The organism is Paenibacillus sp. 01T443 (assembly GCF_056398325.1).
Genome location: NZ_JBFTPE010000036.1, coordinates 23,277 through 38,926 on the forward strand (window position 1 = coordinate 23,277; position 15,650 = coordinate 38,926).

The 15,650-nt window shown below is 47.4% G+C and carries 21 protein-coding genes; 8 read left to right on the forward strand and 13 right to left on the reverse strand.

Annotated features, from left to right (window positions below; genetic code table 11):
• Positions 1–83: 83 nt before the first annotated feature.
• The gene (locus AC1DLI_RS32325) at positions 84–1,304 is read left to right on the forward strand and encodes a glucose-1-phosphate adenylyltransferase (protein WP_477609490.1); all 1,221 of its coding nucleotides are present in this window, start codon (positions 84–86) and stop codon (positions 1,302–1,304) included.
• A gap of 124 nt (positions 1,305–1,428) precedes the next feature.
• Here the strand turns inward: AC1DLI_RS32325 and AC1DLI_RS32330 are convergent, their stop codons facing one another.
• From AC1DLI_RS32330 to AC1DLI_RS32350, 5 genes are all read right to left on the reverse strand, one after another.
• A complete protein-coding gene (locus tag AC1DLI_RS32330; RefSeq protein ID WP_477609492.1) occupies positions 1,429–1,842 on the reverse strand; it encodes a YtxH domain-containing protein in 414 nt (137 codons plus the stop codon).
• A gap of 50 nt (positions 1,843–1,892) precedes the next feature.
• The gene (locus AC1DLI_RS32335; protein ID WP_477609494.1) at positions 1,893–2,369 is read right to left on the reverse strand and encodes a hypothetical protein; all 477 of its coding nucleotides are present in this window, start codon (positions 2,367–2,369) and stop codon (positions 1,893–1,895) included.
• A gap of 252 nt (positions 2,370–2,621) precedes the next feature.
• On the reverse strand, positions 2,622–3,278 hold the full coding sequence (locus AC1DLI_RS32340; protein ID WP_477609526.1) for a helix-turn-helix transcriptional regulator: 657 nt from the start codon (positions 3,276–3,278) through the stop codon (positions 2,622–2,624).
• A gap of 351 nt (positions 3,279–3,629) precedes the next feature.
• Positions 3,630–4,049, reverse strand: coding sequence for a DUF86 domain-containing protein (locus tag AC1DLI_RS32345; protein WP_477609496.1), 420 nt, complete (start codon positions 4,047–4,049; stop codon positions 3,630–3,632).
• Between the two features lie 151 nt (positions 4,050–4,200).
• Positions 4,201–4,488: a Dabb family protein gene (locus tag AC1DLI_RS32350; protein ID WP_477609498.1), complete on the reverse strand. Its 288-nt coding sequence runs from the start codon at positions 4,486–4,488 to the stop codon at positions 4,201–4,203.
• 107 nt (positions 4,489–4,595) lie between these two features.
• On the opposite strand from AC1DLI_RS32350, the gene AC1DLI_RS32355 reads away from it, so the two are divergent.
• Positions 4,596–4,862 carry a hypothetical protein gene (locus AC1DLI_RS32355; RefSeq protein ID WP_477609500.1) on the forward strand — a complete coding sequence of 89 codons (267 nt, stop codon included), beginning with the start codon at positions 4,596–4,598 and terminating at the stop codon, positions 4,860–4,862.
• Positions 4,863–4,929: 67 nt separating this feature from the next.
• Here AC1DLI_RS32355 and AC1DLI_RS32360 read toward each other — a convergent pair whose 3' ends face one another.
• From AC1DLI_RS32360 to AC1DLI_RS32370, 3 genes are all read right to left on the reverse strand, one after another.
• Positions 4,930–5,319: a cupredoxin domain-containing protein gene (locus tag AC1DLI_RS32360; protein WP_477609502.1), complete on the reverse strand. Its 390-nt coding sequence runs from the start codon at positions 5,317–5,319 to the stop codon at positions 4,930–4,932.
• Positions 5,320–5,454: 135 nt separating this feature from the next.
• Entirely contained in the window at positions 5,455–5,856 is a 402-nt protein-coding gene (locus AC1DLI_RS32365) for a YhjD family protein (RefSeq protein ID WP_308997449.1), read from the reverse strand.
• Positions 5,857–5,941: 85 nt separating this feature from the next.
• Positions 5,942–6,298, reverse strand: a complete 357-nt coding sequence (locus tag AC1DLI_RS32370; protein ID WP_477609528.1) for a phage holin family protein — start codon at positions 6,296–6,298, stop codon at positions 5,942–5,944.
• A gap of 226 nt (positions 6,299–6,524) precedes the next feature.
• Between AC1DLI_RS32370 and AC1DLI_RS32375 the strand changes: the two genes are divergently transcribed.
• From AC1DLI_RS32375 to AC1DLI_RS32395, 5 genes are all read left to right on the forward strand, one after another.
• Positions 6,525–7,544 carry a potassium channel family protein gene (locus AC1DLI_RS32375; protein ID WP_477609504.1) on the forward strand — a complete coding sequence of 340 codons (1,020 nt, stop codon included), beginning with the start codon at positions 6,525–6,527 and terminating at the stop codon, positions 7,542–7,544.
• Between the two features lie 5 nt (positions 7,545–7,549).
• On the forward strand, positions 7,550–8,032 hold the full coding sequence (locus AC1DLI_RS32380) for a hypothetical protein (protein WP_308997451.1): 483 nt from the start codon (positions 7,550–7,552) through the stop codon (positions 8,030–8,032).
• Positions 8,033–8,323 carry a hypothetical protein gene (locus tag AC1DLI_RS32385; protein WP_477609506.1) on the forward strand — a complete coding sequence of 97 codons (291 nt, stop codon included), beginning with the start codon at positions 8,033–8,035 and terminating at the stop codon, positions 8,321–8,323. It begins immediately after the preceding gene.
• 3 nt (positions 8,324–8,326) lie between these two features.
• The gene (locus tag AC1DLI_RS32390; RefSeq protein ID WP_477609508.1) at positions 8,327–9,640 is read left to right on the forward strand and encodes a glutathionylspermidine synthase family protein; all 1,314 of its coding nucleotides are present in this window, start codon (positions 8,327–8,329) and stop codon (positions 9,638–9,640) included.
• Between the two features lie 94 nt (positions 9,641–9,734).
• On the forward strand, positions 9,735–10,139 hold the full coding sequence (locus AC1DLI_RS32395) for a DUF350 domain-containing protein (protein WP_477609510.1): 405 nt from the start codon (positions 9,735–9,737) through the stop codon (positions 10,137–10,139).
• 86 nt (positions 10,140–10,225) lie between these two features.
• On the opposite strand, the gene AC1DLI_RS32400 is transcribed toward AC1DLI_RS32395, so the two are convergent.
• The 4 genes from AC1DLI_RS32400 to AC1DLI_RS32415 form a co-directional block, all read right to left on the reverse strand.
• Positions 10,226–10,459 (reverse strand): hypothetical protein, encoded by a 234-nt coding sequence (locus AC1DLI_RS32400; RefSeq protein WP_477609512.1) that lies wholly within the window; start codon positions 10,457–10,459, stop codon positions 10,226–10,228.
• 93 nt (positions 10,460–10,552) lie between these two features.
• Positions 10,553–11,128 (reverse strand): GNAT family N-acetyltransferase, encoded by a 576-nt coding sequence (locus AC1DLI_RS32405; RefSeq protein WP_477609514.1) that lies wholly within the window; start codon positions 11,126–11,128, stop codon positions 10,553–10,555.
• Positions 11,129–11,301: 173 nt separating this feature from the next.
• Positions 11,302–12,867 (reverse strand): sensor domain-containing diguanylate cyclase, encoded by a 1,566-nt coding sequence (locus AC1DLI_RS32410; protein WP_477609516.1) that lies wholly within the window; start codon positions 12,865–12,867, stop codon positions 11,302–11,304.
• Between the two features lie 77 nt (positions 12,868–12,944).
• Positions 12,945–13,250, reverse strand: coding sequence for an ArsR/SmtB family transcription factor (locus tag AC1DLI_RS32415; RefSeq protein ID WP_477609518.1), 306 nt, complete (start codon positions 13,248–13,250; stop codon positions 12,945–12,947).
• 127 nt (positions 13,251–13,377) lie between these two features.
• Between AC1DLI_RS32415 and AC1DLI_RS32420 the strand changes: the two genes are divergently transcribed.
• Positions 13,378–14,769, forward strand: coding sequence for an MFS transporter (locus AC1DLI_RS32420; RefSeq protein WP_477609520.1), 1,392 nt, complete (start codon positions 13,378–13,380; stop codon positions 14,767–14,769).
• Here AC1DLI_RS32420 and AC1DLI_RS32425 read toward each other — a convergent pair.
• Positions 14,764–15,438 (reverse strand): DNA alkylation repair protein, encoded by a 675-nt coding sequence (locus AC1DLI_RS32425; RefSeq protein ID WP_477609522.1) that lies wholly within the window; start codon positions 15,436–15,438, stop codon positions 14,764–14,766. The genes AC1DLI_RS32420 and AC1DLI_RS32425 overlap by 6 nt on opposite strands.
• Positions 15,439–15,650 lie beyond the last annotated feature (212 nt).

Here is a 15,650-nt window from a genome sequence, read left to right on the forward strand (position 1 = left end):
CGTTTTTGAAGGTTAAAGATTCAATATAATGAACGCATTTATCCAACATTAACCACACACTTATCGGACAGGGGGAAATTGAATTGAATAGTCATACTGAATGCATTGCCATGTTATTAGCAGGTGGAGAAGGACGTCGTTTAGCGCCGCTAACAAGTCAGACCGCCAAGCCGATCATCCCCTTCGGTGACCGCTATCGGATGATCGATTTTCCACTGAATAACTGTGCAAACTCAAATATCAAAACGATTGGCGTACTTACACAGTACTGTGCCGATAGTGTCCATAAATATATAATGACAAACAATAATGAACATCAAGTAAAAAATACGCCAAGCGGCGTTTCCATTCTTCCATCCTCGCGCAAATGCGCGGACGGGTATGCCGGTACCGCGGATGCCATTTACCAAAACATGGATTATATTGACCAGCATAACCCCGAGCATGTGCTTATTCTCTCAGGCGACCATATTTACGAAATGGATTATACGCCGATGCTCGAGTTCCATAAAAACCAAAGAGCTGACGTAACCATTGCAGTCAAACAAGTAGCTTGGCGGGAAGCAAGCCGCTTTGGTATCCTCAAAACGGATGAGCAGTATCGCGTTAGCTCGTTTCATGAGAAGCCTGCAGAACCAAACAGCAATTTAGCTTCAATGGGCATCTACTTGTTCCGCTGGACGGAGCTTAAAAAATATCTTTTGGAGGATGCCGGTAACCCGAATTCCAATCATGATTTTGGCAAAGATGTCATCCCTGCGATACTTTCCTCCAAAGCAAATATGGTCGCTTATCCTTACGAAGGCTATTGGCGCGATGTTGGTACGATCGACAGCTTATGGGAAGCAAACATGGACCTCTTGGACGGCGAGCTGAAACTAAGCAGCCGTGACTGGAGAGCACAAACAGGTGTACATACAAGCATGGAGAAGCCTTACCTAAGCCCGAAAGCTGAGGTTACGGATTCCATTCTTCATCCGGCCTGCGCAGTGGAGGCAGATGTAACGCGTTCTGTCATTTGCACCGGCGTAACGATCGGCGCAGACAGCGAGGTTTACGAAAGCATTATCATGCCCGGGGCTAGAATTGGAAGAAATGTCACTATCCATCGGGCGATTATCGGTGAGGGAGCAGTCATTCACGACGGCGCGTTTATCGGGAAATTAAATGATGAGATATCGGTTGTTGGCCCAGGCGAAGCGATTACCGCTGTCGCTTCAACCTTGAACGACTACAATATGGAGCCGTTAGCAAGCTTGCTGAGCTCTGCCCCAAACCGGGTGCATAGCAACACTCTCGGATAAATCGTGGTTAAAAAAAAATAAGGCAAACCGCGGGAGCCTCAGCTCCAGTCGGTTTGCCTTATTTTTAAGCCCTGCCAAAAGCTCTCTCTGCCGCATTTTTTTATTCCAGCAGTTAGTTCTTCGACTAAAGCTCTTTCGACACAGCTGCCTCTGTCTCTCCCGCTTCGATAGCGCTCACGGCTTCGTCACTGCCTGCTGCAGGCAAGGTTTCAATTACCAGTTCAGCAACTGCTTCCGTCTCTTCAGTGCCTTTGCTGCGAGCTCTCACGCTGCTCACGACATGACTTGCCGCTTGTTTCGTCTTATCCGCAATCTGAATGGCTTGATTACCGATTTGTTTGGCAATGYGTCCAGTCGTATCCCCCACTTGGCCAGCCACCTTAACCGTTGTGTCGCCTACCTTCTGAGCGCCGACTGAAATATCCTGACGCAGCTCCTTGCCCGGCTTTGGTGCCAATAACAATGCCGTAATCGATCCCACGACGCCTCCTGCTAATGCGCCAAGAAAAAATCCTTTAGTTTGTTTACGTGTTGACATTATTTTTGCTCCTTTCGTGTTTAGCGCGCTATTCGTTCGTCACAATTGGACTAGGTTTCCGATTCGAATACAGAGTCATGTTCATCCTCAGCAGTCGTTCCTGCCTTTCGGCTAGTTTGCCACAGCTGCCACGCAGCCATTCCTAGTTCAGCCCATTCAAGCGCTTCACCAACCTGCCGCTTCGTACTATAGCGCTTCGCATGCTGCTCAGCCGATTCCGATAGTACAGACGTTATACGCTCGGCTGCCGATGTCGTATGCGCGATCGCCCCGCCAACCTGACCCGCTGCCTCAAACAGCTTGCTTGCCGCTTGGAGCTGACGATGTGCGGCACGGATCGTTTCCTCCGCTGGCTGAATGAGCCCGCCAAGCTCTTGGCTCAGTTTATGCAAATCCAGCCGCATCGCTTCTGCTTCTGCCTGCACTTGGCCTAGCCTCCTCAGTGCTGTCCGTAATGCTATGAGTATCCCTGCCACTAAAATGACAAATACTCCCGCAGCTATTCCCGCGATCCACGTCATGACCATGCCCGTATCCCTCCTCCTCCGTCAATTGCAGGGCCTTACGTTATAAAGCTCCTAGACGAATGCCCACTTGCGTAATGACAGTATAAGCAGCATGGGCTTGTCATGACACAACCGTGAATGAAAAATCACAATCGGTACGTGTAGATCGCTTTCGGGTCGTTTTGGGAAACATTCGTGCAAAATACAAAAAGGCCGTCATCGCAAATCTCATACGATTTGCAAAGACGGCCTATATTCAGCTGAGTTCATTCGTTATCCAATACGGTAGCTGCACTTTCCTCCACCCTTAGCCAAGCACTCTGTCCGCTCAACCGGGACGTCAAGCAGAGACTTGAACAAGGAAAGCTCACAGGTGCAAGCTTGAAGGTATTTGCTGGCAACCTGCGCAATCGGGCAATTATATTCATAAAGCATGTAGCTGCCGTCGGTCTGCGTTTCCACTTCCGCCATATAGCCTCCAGCATTTTGAATCGCAGCAAGCTCGCTAACCTTTTGTTCCAAGCTCTTGCCCGCCATTCGCGGCTCATAGCGATCCAGCAGCTTTTTCTTGCGTCCTTCGAACATCCGGTCAATAAGCGCTGCGGTATCCGGGTCATCCGCCAGCTCATCAAGCAAATCCAGCGCAAGCAAATGATAATTTTTCGGAAAAAGCTCATCCGCTTCAGCCGTCAGCTCATACGCATGGAGCGGTCTGCCCATAGCTTGACGCACAGACACAATTGAAACACTGCCTTCGCTCTCCAGCGCATACATATGGCGCCGTATCGCCATTTCCGTTAATCCCAATTCGCTGGATAAGTCGCCCGCATGCATTCTCCCGCCCGTCTTCAGCAGCATCAATATGCGCTCACGCGTAGATTGATCTCCCCGCGATGCCGCTTTAACGACCGCATCGCTTGATATTTTCATCAGCTTCAACCCTTCACCACCTTCACAGGCTTGATAGCGTCATTGTAACGTATTTTAACTTTTTCGTAAATCAACTATACGCAAACTGCTGTCGCCGTCCTCTGCGGGATCTGCGGGATTATCAGTCGTTTCGCTTAGATAAATAAGGCCATTAATAGTTATAACGTATAAATTCTTATGCACCAAGCGTAAACGGCTGTCGCAGTCCTCTGTGGCAAAAGCTGTCGTTTCGCGGAGATATATAAGCTCATTTATAAGTGAAAACTTATAAATTCTTATATACCAAAAAAAACGGCTGCAGCCGTTAAATAGCGGCTGCAGCTCGCTTTGCGTGGAAAAAAGTAAAAACCGTTACAACTCGCGTTCCAAATAATCCTCAATCGCCTGCTTATAGGCAGGCAATAGCGTTGAGAGCGTCTGAGTGAGCGGATGGAGCACCGTTCTCTCCCAGACGTAATACTCCTGTACCAGCGGCTTGCGCAGCTTTACGAGCGTAATCAGTGTATCCTGCATATCAGCTGGAAATGCTCCTGCTTCACCCGTAATTTCAATGATGTCCTCATAGCTGCTCGCATCACGCAAAATAAACCCGTCAATCAGGAAGCTTCCAACATCCGTCACCGTTTCAACGGCTAGATGCAGCGCTCTCTCCTGCGCCAAGCCCTCAAGCAGCGTGGCCTGCCAGTTAGAGGCAAGTATGTAAAGCGCAGATGCGATTTCGGTAATCGATTGGAGCCGTACTGCAATCTGTTCTCGATTCACATAATACATTAATCAGTCGCCCGCTTTCAGCCTTGTTTCTTTTTTTTTGACTTGCGTTTAAGCCATGCTACCATTATGATGCTGCTAAAAATAATAACCAGCAAATAGGTCATTATTTCATAAACGTCTCTCATGTCGCTCATTAATCGTTACCTGCCTCTCAGCTTTCAAAATCAACGCTGACGGAAGCTTCGCGAACCTGCATCATATGCTCGATCACCTTTTTATGAACGGGATGCACCTGGTAAACCTCCAACGCTTCCAATGAATCGAATTTTGTAATAAGCGCAATGTCATAAGAACGCTCAGAATGCAAAACATCGATTCCCACTTCAATGGACTTCAGCACTTCTATTTTGCCTTCCATATCTTTAAGTACCTGTGCGGTGCGCGCGACGCTTTCTTCGCTGCCATCCTTCAATTTAAAGAAAACTATATGTGTTAGCATTTGTTGTTCCTCCTCTGATCTCATTGTATAAATTCCAACCGTTTGTCACATAATAACCTATGCAGTCGCATTACGGCAATCTTTAACACGAAGGAGATCGGTACGTTATGCGCTATCGGGTCACGATTATCGCTACTTTGATTGGACTTGCCATTTGTTTGTTTAATTACACCGGCTACGACCCTCACAATTTTGTTTTCTTCATGTTCAGCATCCCCTCATGGGTCGTCGATTTATTTGTCGACGTGCACGAGGTTAGCGTCCTGCTCATGTATGCACTTACCATTGTGACCTGGGCTTTGCTCGGCTTTATCGCCGATGTTCTTATTGCGCGCGGCCGTGAAAACGAACGTTATCCCCGGTCGGCGCGGTAGTTCAAACCAACAAAAAGGAGCCTTTCGGCTCCTTTCGCGTTTTTACAGCACATTCATCAATGGGGCATTAAGCAGCTTCAACGATAAGCGTAGAATGCATCGTTGCGTGTCCTTGCCCGCATGGAATGGAGCAATAGATCTTGTAAGTGCCTGGCTCCGTAAATTCCAAATCCGTTTCCGGATGATCGTTATCCAAAGCTACTTTTAGCTCGTCAATATGTAGCCCGTGAATACCGCTTTTATTCGACAGTTTTAGTCTAACCTTGTCTCCAACCTTGACTTTGTATTCTTCTTGATCGAATACGAAATCGTTAGAAGCGACTACTTTCAGTAAACTCATACCCTCTGGCAGCGAGGCAGACTCGTCAACCGGTTTAGCGGGCAGGGCGAATGTGAGCAAATATAAGCCCAGCAACGACGCCGCTGTAAATAACGTAAACATAATCCACTTGTGCATTGCTACGTGCTCCCCTTTGCGTTCATAATGTCTACCTCTTATATTACATAAGATTGTCCGAAGTTCTCAACCTTAAACTGCGGAAAGAGGAAAAGTTTTTTTGTTATTTTGACAAAACCATGAACAAATTCAAAATTAGCTGGACAAATACTGTTTTAATAACCGCTCAGACTCCGCCTTGACAAAGCCCCACAGCATAAAAAAACGATGATGGTATCCTCTGCAGACATATTCGGCATGCAAACCGTCCGCCTGGCGCCTCTCCTCATAAACCTTGATGCCCGTCTCCCGAAACTGCCGTTTGATAGCGGCAAGATCAAGCAGCACCCTGTCCTGCATGCCGCGCATCATAGATTCGTAAAACCGCGGGAGCTTTATGGCCGATGTGCCGATCACACGTATATCATGATCCAAAATACGCATGACGATTCCCAGCAGCACAAAACGCTTTACAAGCTCAAGCTCCTCTTCGGTTTGTATCGGCGGACGTGCTGCCGTTTTAACTTTGCCGCGGGTTTCTTCCTCATTAGCGGCCATTGCTACCCCTCCAGATAAGAACATTTGTTCTTATTATAGCGATTTGCCATGATTTCATGCAAGCTAATTTAGTTTTATCCAAAATTTACCGTTTATCCTTTAGTACCGCGATAATCTTCCGTAGCTGATCCGGGAGCGGAAAACCGAGCCTGCCGTAATTTTCCGTAATGGAAATCAGCTCATTCGCCAAGTAGAAATAAATGGCAGCGCCCATGGTCACATTATTGGTCTCCAACAATATATCTATTCGATGGGCGAGTAAAATTACGAGCAGCGACAACCCTTTGCGTGTCAGCCCCCACGATCCGATTACGCTGTTTAATCCTTTTCCTTCTTTAATGGCTGCGGCGACTCCCGAAACATAATCAATGCCCATTGCCACTACTAATAATGTAAGAGATTCCTGCCAGCTGCCAAACGCAAACGTAAGGATAGAGCCCATGAGACCACAAATCGAGCATAACCAGATCAAGGACAATTTCCGCCTCCTCTCCTTCATTTCCATGTATAATACTATATGCATAAAAACAAGTGGCTGTCCGTCCTCCCCATGGCTGAGTGACTGTTTCCTATTAAAAAGGCTCTCATCTATTCTTATCGTTATATTGGAAAATGCTAGAAAAGATAGTATTGTGAATACAGCAATATATCGAATGAGGGTGACAGTCATGCAGTTATTTTTGAAACTTACCGTTAAGCTTCTTCGTTTGAACAATTACTTTGTTGTCTTGCTTACGTTATTGCTTGTATTTATCAGCTCAACCATCGCTTTCCTGCTGGAACCGTCCACCTTCGGACATTGGTTTAATGCATTTTGGTGGGTCATGACGACGGTGGCGACTGTCGGCTATGGCGATTTTTTCCCCAAGACCATTCCCGGCAAGATACTCGCCATGCTGCTCTACGTGTTCGGTATTGGTTTGCTCAGCTTATTAATTGGTAAGATTATCGATTCCATAGCTGAACTTCAACGAAGAAGAGAAGGTGGAAAATTGAAATACCAAGGTCAGGACCATATCATCGTTATTAATTGGAGCAAAAAAGCGCAGCTGGCTGTAGAGGATTTGCTCGATTCGGATAACGGTATTGCGATTATTATCATTGATAACAGCGATAAGCATCCCTTTGACAAACCCCGGGTGCATTTTGTAAGCGGCGATCCGACATCGGCCGAGGTGCTTGAGATGGCCGGCATTCAAAGAGCTCGTTCGGCGATTATTTTTGCCGATCCCCGCATTGAGGATACCTCGCTCATCGATGGAAAATCGCTGCTCATCGCTTCCAGCATCGAGCAGGCCGCTCCCGCGGTTCATACGACGGTAGAAATCGTGCTGGAGAAGCATATTCTCAATTTCCGCCACGTACAAGTAAATGATTTTATTTTATCGCATGATGCCGTTTCCAGGCTGGCGGTAAGATCGGCATTAAAGGAAGGCAACGTTGATATCTTTATGCAGCTGCTTAGCAGAAAATATGGCGAGGACGTATTTGAAGTTTCCGTTGACCCCCGTTGGGGGACATATGGCGATGCCTTCCTAGCGCTGCTCCGCAAAGGGGCTACGCTCATTGCGGATCGCACCGATATGGGCATTAACCGCAAGCTTGAAGAAAAGATCCCGAACGCTGCCCGCTTGTTCGTGATCTCTAATGACGAGACCATCACCAAGATTAGATCAGAAAGGCGGTAATTGTTGTGAATAACCTGCTGACTTACCTGGAATGGTCCGAGCAGGATCAACGCGTCGAACGAACCATTACCGAAGCAGCCGTAACGCGAGATGATATTTTTGTACGCAAGCTGGTGAATGCGACCGTGTTCCGCAATGCTCTGTTCGAGCATACGGCGAATGAATGCGAGGACGGTAAGCGCCATCATATTTATGCGAAGCCCTACAATGAATTTGATGACACGGTATACGGTCAAGCCATTCGAAATGCCCTGCATGAGTATGTCACCGTCTCGCCTTATATGGAAGTCGAATATTTGCTTTGGAACGGTTACCGCTTTAATCCTTGCGCCCTGCCGCTTCTTGAACCGGCCAGCCCTTTGGAGTTTGCTCAGCTTCTGCTCGATCATTATATTGTGAGCGAACAGAAAACCTATGAAACGGTCTATACCGTCTATGATATGGACCGAAGCAAAATCGTTGTTTTTTTGAAAGGAGTGAACCTCTAGATGTTCGATGAGAAAGCAATGGCAGCCGGCGCCAAATTAAAAGCGAGGAGTCAGAAGGCGCTTGCCTTCGCTCTGATGCTCACTGTTCCCGTTGCGCTGAGCGGCTGCAATACGTCGAGCTCGCGTGTGTGCGTGGATAACGATAATGACGGCTATTGCGATGATGACGGCTCAAGCCGCGGCAGCACCTATATCTCAAACGGCAAAACATATAAAAAATCTTCAGGCTACAAATCCAGCTCCTCAAAGGGCTTCGGCAGCTCCGGCTTGAAGAGCAGCAGCGGGGGCTGATCTATGAAGCGTGTCATTCCGCTTTCATTAACGCATGAAGAATTGTTTCAAGGCGAGATAGCCGAGCGAATCCCTTACCATCGTATGTATGGCAAGCAATACTGCCTGCCATCGGTAACAGGGTATACAACGGATGAATACGAGGAGCTCCAAGCCGCCTCTGAGCTAGTAGACCGTATTTACTGGAAAGCGCTGCGGTTTGTTCAGCGGCATTTGCCAGATGCGTTTTTAAGAGAACAATTAGGCATTCATCCCTCCCTTATTCAAGCGGCACGCATCGAAACGCCTTGGCATGGGGTATCCAGGCAGGACTGGATCCTATCGGCGCAGGGCATGAAATGTATAGAAAATAATACCGATACACCGACCGGCATTCCGGAAACCGCCTTTTTGGGCAACGAGATCATCAGCCGCCACACCGCGCACCGCTCCGCTTCCGCGAGAATGGACGAAGCGCTGGAGAAAGCTTTCCTGAGACTGATTAATCATTATCAAAACGCAGGCTTAACCGGAACGATCGCCTGCACCTGCTATGATTGGCATGTCGAGGACAAATGCAATACGGAATATATCATGAATATGATCTCCAAACTTGGCTTTTCCGTTATTTTTGTCCCTCTGGACCAGCTCGTGATCGTGGAGGGTGACGGATTGTATGGAAACGGCGAGCGCATCGACATTTTATACCGTCTTTATCCTCTTGAGTATTTGATTCATGATACCGAGGAAGAAACGGGACTGCCTGTCGGTGAAGCGCTTATAGCGCTTGTCGAGCAAGGCCGGCTGGCGCTGATCAATCCGCCGCAGAGCATCCTCACGCAAAGCAAAGGCTTCATAGCGCTCATTTGGGCGCTATATGAGAGAAACGAGCAATCCGCAGAGCTGCTCGGCCATCGGCTTTTTGGCGTGGAGGAACTGGAGACCATTCAAAAGTATCTCCTCCCCACCTATTTCGAGAATACCGTATTCGTACAGCAGCATATCCCTTATGTCGCCAAAAGCTACTGGGGACGCGAAGGAAAGGGAACCACTCTCTTCGCAGGAGACGGAACGCTTGAAAGTGAGGAATGGGGCAATCAGGAGGATGAGGGCGAAGCAGAGGAAATCAAGCAGTACTACGGCGAGCAGCAAAAAATTTATCAACAGCGCGTTATGATGGAGGAAGTCGAGGTACATACCGAAGCCGGTCTCCTGCAGGGGTACTTATTAACCGGAGCCTACGTCATTGGCGGCACTTTCGCAGGCCTGCTGCCTCGGGTCGGCTCCAAGATTACGGGTGACATGGCGTACTATTGCCCCGCCGCCATCGTGGAATAACGGTATGCTTTCGAAGCGAGTTTTGCTTCACAAAACTTTAAGCGTATGCTTTCGAAGCGAGTTTTGCTTCACAAAACTTTAAGGAGGATCAACAATGAATGAATTTTTGCAAAATGCCGGCAATGTCGGAATCGGACTTGTTCTCCTGCTCGTCATTTTAGGCGTCGGTGCATTTGTATTCAGTAAATTAACCCGTTACAACGATTCCGAGGAAATCAACAAAGGCAATCAGGCCGCAGGCATGTATATGGGCAGCAAGCTGCTTGGATTGTGCATCATCGTGGCGATGGTATCGTACAGCTCCGATTCTTGGGTTTCCATGTTGATTTGGTCCGCTATAGGCATCGTCATTTTATGTATCGTCTATGTTTTATTCGATTTTCTTACGCCGCGTTTTAAAGTATGCGAGCAAATCGAGCAAGGTAACCTCGCAGTCGCTCAGCTTCTTCGTTCCATCATCATCGGGGTATCGATTGTTATCGGTACATTCTTAATGTAACTTGCGCTAATGAAAAAAGGTAGCTACAAAGCAGTTTTCACTGCTGGACGGCTGCCTTTTTTTCATTTTCAAAACATTATATCCCTTTACCCAGCCTCGCCACACCTCATTTCCCCCTTATAAATACAAAAGGAACCATCGCTGTAACTCGCGTGATTCCTTCGGTATTTCTTATTTAGTTTTGCTTGCTTCTCTTGTAAAGTGGGTGTGCGTTTTATCGTCGGATTGACGCCCTGCCAGCTGCCTCGCAGCGCATCCGGCGTCATGCGTCCTTGCTGCGACAGCTTTTGCCTTGCTTTCTTTGCCTTGCTGATGGACATAGTTGTTACCTCCTAAAAGTTTGGTTTTCGGTTTTGCGAATCAAAAACCGCTTTCCTCCTATTATACGCTGTAAGCCTTCTTTGCGAAAGGCGTTACAGCATATGGAAGAGTCTATATTCCTTACGCAGCATGGAAAACCGAAGGAGCTCCACGACATGCCCCTCCTCCAGCTCATATTCCCGCAGCTCGCTGTCTTGCTTAAAGCCCAGCTTTGCCAGCAGGCCGATGGAGGCCATATTAGCAGGGTCTACCTTTGCTTCGATGCAGTGTAATTTCATGCATTCAAATCCAAAAGCAAGAATCGGCGCTGCTGCTTCGCTCATGACCCCTTTGCGCCAATAGCCGGGAGCCAGGTCATAGCCTATTTCGGTCCGGGCATATTCCTTTACGTAATGAAGAAATCCGCAGGTTCCGATGACCTTGCCGGAAAACTTATCCTCGATCAACCACCGAATGCCCACCTGCTGCGCGAAAATTTCAAGATGCCAATTCATTTCTTGCCAAGCTTCGTCATGATCTGAAAGCGGCAGCAGCGGTGTATATCTCACGACCTCTGGATCCGAATAAAGCTCATAAAGATCTGCGACATCCCGTTCCTCCGACTTTCGCAAAATAAACCGTTCGGTTTCCAGCCGAGGAAAAGTCTGAAATGAAAACGTCAATGCCATTCATCCAGCCCCTTTTTACGTTTGCAGCTGTCACCAGCTTTCTGCTGTGCTGCTGAATGCCGAAGCGACTCTTCTTGATCAGATAACGTAACACAAAACAAGGGGGAATGATACATAATCTTGCAACCGCATCAATGCTTTTACGATGAGCCTGCGCAAAAACAGAACGGCACTCAGTCATGCCGTCCTGTTGTCATATGCTCATAAACGGTCGTTTGGTTTCTCCCTGCCGTTTTGGATTGATAAAGCGCTTTGTCTGCCATCTCAATCAATTCTTTAGCTCCCTCTGCCTTCCCTTCCGATACGGAAACACCGATAGAAACGAAGATCGGGCTGCCAGTCGGGCTCGCTTCGGAAGCAACGGCATTCCGCAAGCCTTCTGCCATTTGAACTCCCGCCGGAATCGTGCCGAACTTTATCAACACGCCGAACTCCTCGCCTCCGTATCGAAAGCATAGATCATGGGTTCCGGCAAAGTCTCTTATTTTCGAGGCTGTATAAGTCAAAACCTCGTCACCAATGAGATGGCCGAACTGATCGTTGATTTTTTTGAAATGATCAATATCAAGTAAAATTAGCGCAAAAGGAATCGCGTCCGAAAGCCACTCCGTAATTGTTAAATCAAAGGTCTTTCGATTTGCAAGGCCTGTTAATCCATCCAAACGAATCTCCTTGTTCAACAGGTTAAAATGGTTGTTTATGCTTTGGTTGAGCTGCCTTACTTCGTAAATATATGAGTTCGTTTTTGGCATTTTGGAGCGAATTGCCTTTGTGGACAAAATCGCTTCCTCCGAGAAAGCGGCCAATTCAAAAAGAGGTTTGGATATCAAGTTGGAAACATACCAAGCAATGAGCAAAATAACGATAAAGAGCGGCAGAGACCGAAATAGCAGCTGCCAAACGAGCGCCCTTAAAGGATAGTCAATGATAGCAGCGGGAGTCTGCGCCACGATGGCCCAGCCCGTCAAAGGCTCATACGCATAACCGGCAAAATACCGGTTACCTTGCGAATTCACGATCTCCTGCGACCCGCTTCGTCCCGATATCGCTAAATTGATAACCTCATTCGTGGACACCGTTTCATTAAGACGCGATTTGTCTGGATGAAAAATAAGATTCCCATTTTTATCGGCCACATACACATAAGAACCGTTTCCGTAAAAATGTTCGCTTAACAATTTATTTAGCGCGTTGCTCTCATTGAGGTAAATCGTTCCGCACACAAACCCAACGTATTCCTTGCGTTCATTAAAGATAGGCGATGAAATCAGAACGAGCAGACGCTTAGTTGATGATCCTAAATAAGGCTGTGAAATGAGCGGCTTCTTCTGATGAACGGCTTCATATGTCGCCAAGGAGGTCAGCTCCGTACCGGCAATGACACCTTCGTTGATGTAGCTGGCAGCAACCACCTTGCGGTCTTTATTCACAATAAGAATCGAATTAAAGTAATGCTCGCTTGCAGCATACCAAGTGTCCAATTCCGATTGCGATACGCTTTGTTTACTTGCTCTTGCAGCAATGTTGTCAATATTATTGCGCATAATCTGCAGCAATTCATTCGTATTGGATGAGAGTTTTTTGGCATACTGATAGTTACTTTCTAAATAACCTTCTGTCAATGAGGACTTATTGGTTGTCCATGCAAAATAACCGCCGATTGCGGCGGTTAAAAGAACGGAGCCTATTACTAACAGCACTAATACAAAACGAAGTTTTAAACCCTTGCGCGTACCCAAAGTTGTTCCTTCTCTCGTTGCCAAAGTACTGCTTTATTTTAGCGCAAACGGCCGAGAAAATAAACAGAATTATGCACTTAAAGGGTTTCGGGTTGTATGACCGCTGCCATTAACCCAGGAAAACGGATATTCAAATCATCTGTGCGCAGCGTTAAAAAATGTTGAGTTCCTTGTTTGCGAACATTTAATACGCCAGCCTCCCGCAAGGTGCGGATATGATGAGTCATCGTGGATTTCGCAACCGTGAATTCAAAATGCCCGCAAGGCTGTTCGCCGCTCTTCACGATTGTCGTTACAATACGAAGACGAATCGGATCGCTTAATGCATACAAAACGGAAGTTAACTCAATATCCTCTAGGTTCGGATGAAATAAAATTTTCAAACGCCTTCACTCCTGTCCCGTCATTCTTTTATTGCATTATAACATAGCCCATGCTATATTTTCATTGTACGATAACTATCGTACAATGAAAATATAGACAGAGAAAAATATTCCCTTTGGAGGTTGTATGAGAAACACTGCCGCAGTTACCGCTCCACCTTTAATATCCGAGGAACGTCCTGCCTTTCGAGACAGTCTCGTCATTCCTCTTTTAGGCTTAACGATCATTATTGTCATTATGAACACGATGATGTTCAATTTGGCATTGCCTCAAGTAACGGCAGAATTCATGCTTTCTTCTTCAGCCGCTTCTTGGATTATAACCGGTTATTCGATTGTCTTTGCCATATCATCCATTACCTTCAGCCGTTTATCCGATTTTGTGCCCATCCGACTTTTGCTGACCATTGGGTTAATCGCGATGGGCGGAGCGTCTGTGCTCGGTTTTTTTAGTCACCATTATGTGCTGCTTCTTGTAGCCCGGCTCTTTCAAGCTTCAGGTGCCGGCTCAGTGCTCAGCTTAACCATTGTGCTCATCACACGTTTTATCCCGCTTGCGAGACGCGGAAAAGCGATGGCGCTCATTACCTCGGCCGCTTCGCTTGGACTAGGGCTTGGACCTGTAATCGGCGGCGCAATTACCCAGTACTTCGGCTGGAACGACCTGTTCATCGTAACCGGCATCTCGCTGCTTCTGATCCCGGTATTCTATCGTCTCCTGCCGGATGAGGCTTCAAACAAGGGATCCTTCGATGTCATTGGCGCAGCCCTTGTCGGCATCGGCTCCACGGGAGTTCTGCTCTTTATAACCAATCATTTTTGGCTTGCGCTTATCGTCGGAGTTACCGCGCTGATCTTATTTTGGATTCGAATCAATCGGGCTTTGAATCCGTTCGTCCAGCCTACTTTATTCCGCAACAAGAGATATATCCGTTTGATTTCGCTCGGCATTATCTCGTATATTAATAACTTTGCTACGCTGTTCTTGCTGCCGCAGGTGCTCATTCACTTATTCAAGCTCACGCCTGGCCAAGCCGGCCTCATTATTTTTCCGGGAGCGCTTGTAGCCATGCTGGCCTCAGGCCGAATAGGCAAAATCATTGATCGTTACGGCAACAGCGTGCTGCTTCGTGTAGCGCCATGGCCTTTGCTCATAGCAGCCGTGTCCTTTGCTCTTTTCGCAGATCTCTCCATCTATGCTGTCATGGCCATTTATATTTTGATGAGCGTTGGTTTCTCTGCTTTAAATTCAGGCGTGTCCAACGAGCTGTCGAGAATATTGCCAGGCGAGCATGTAGGCGCAGGCATGGGCTTGTTCCAGCTGTCCCAATTCATTAGCGGTGCTTTTAGCGTCGCGATTAGCGGTATCATTCTATCCGCACAGAGCGAGCTGCCGCTAAGCCGTGCTTTCGCTAACATCTTCTGGGGCATGGGGATAATTGCCGTATTCGCCATCGCAGCCTCATGGCTGTATTATGCTTCGACGAAGCAGCAGCTTGGTCAGCATAAAGGGCTATAAGCCGGAAAAATGCTTCAAAGCCTCTTTCTTGCTGAGCGGCGAGAGCGAAGTTTCTTTCAAAAACCGATGCACGCAGGCTGCATCGGTTTTTGCATATTCCCGAAGCGCCCAGCCGATCGCTTTGCGTATAAAAAATTCATTTTCATCCTTCGTAAGACGTATATAATCGAATAAACGCTCCGTGTCAGTATGATGCTTGAATCTCAGTTGAAACAATAAAGCAGTGCGCCGCAGCCACATATTTTCCGATACAATCCATCGTTCCGTGTACGCTTCGATTAATTCCGGGTATTTCGAGAATTGATAGCCGACTAAATGGGAAGCCACAAAATCGACCGTATCCCACCAAGAATGCGTCGTTATCCAGCGCTCCAGCCGATCAATATGTGAAGGCAAGGCCTCCTTGCCGTATTTCTCCAGCAAGCCCATCGCTGCGTAATGAAACTCACGCTCGGGCAGCTGCCACAAATACTCCGCAGTTTCAAGCAGCTCTTCTCCCTTCGGCTTGTCGTACTGCTTCCAAAATGCTCGCAGCAGCGCTGTCCTCTCCGGCGTTTTAATACCAAGAAATACGAATTGGCCGCGCATGTACGCCTCCATCGGCAAAGCTTTTTCCGGATCGGCGTTCTCCCTAAAAAGAGCTTCTAAGGCTTTAGCAATAATCGTCATGAAAGCGGCCTCCTTTTCCTTGAACTCCTTGAAAGATAACATAAAGCAGCCCCGGCCATCAATTGAACTGTGACCCATAAGAAGGACACTTTGAAAAAAAGTGCCCTCTTATGGGTCTTTTGTGTTTTAATCAGAGTAATGGTGAGGGAGCGGATAAGAATATGGGGAAATTAAATCGTACGTTATTTACAGAAGAGATCATGAGGAGATTA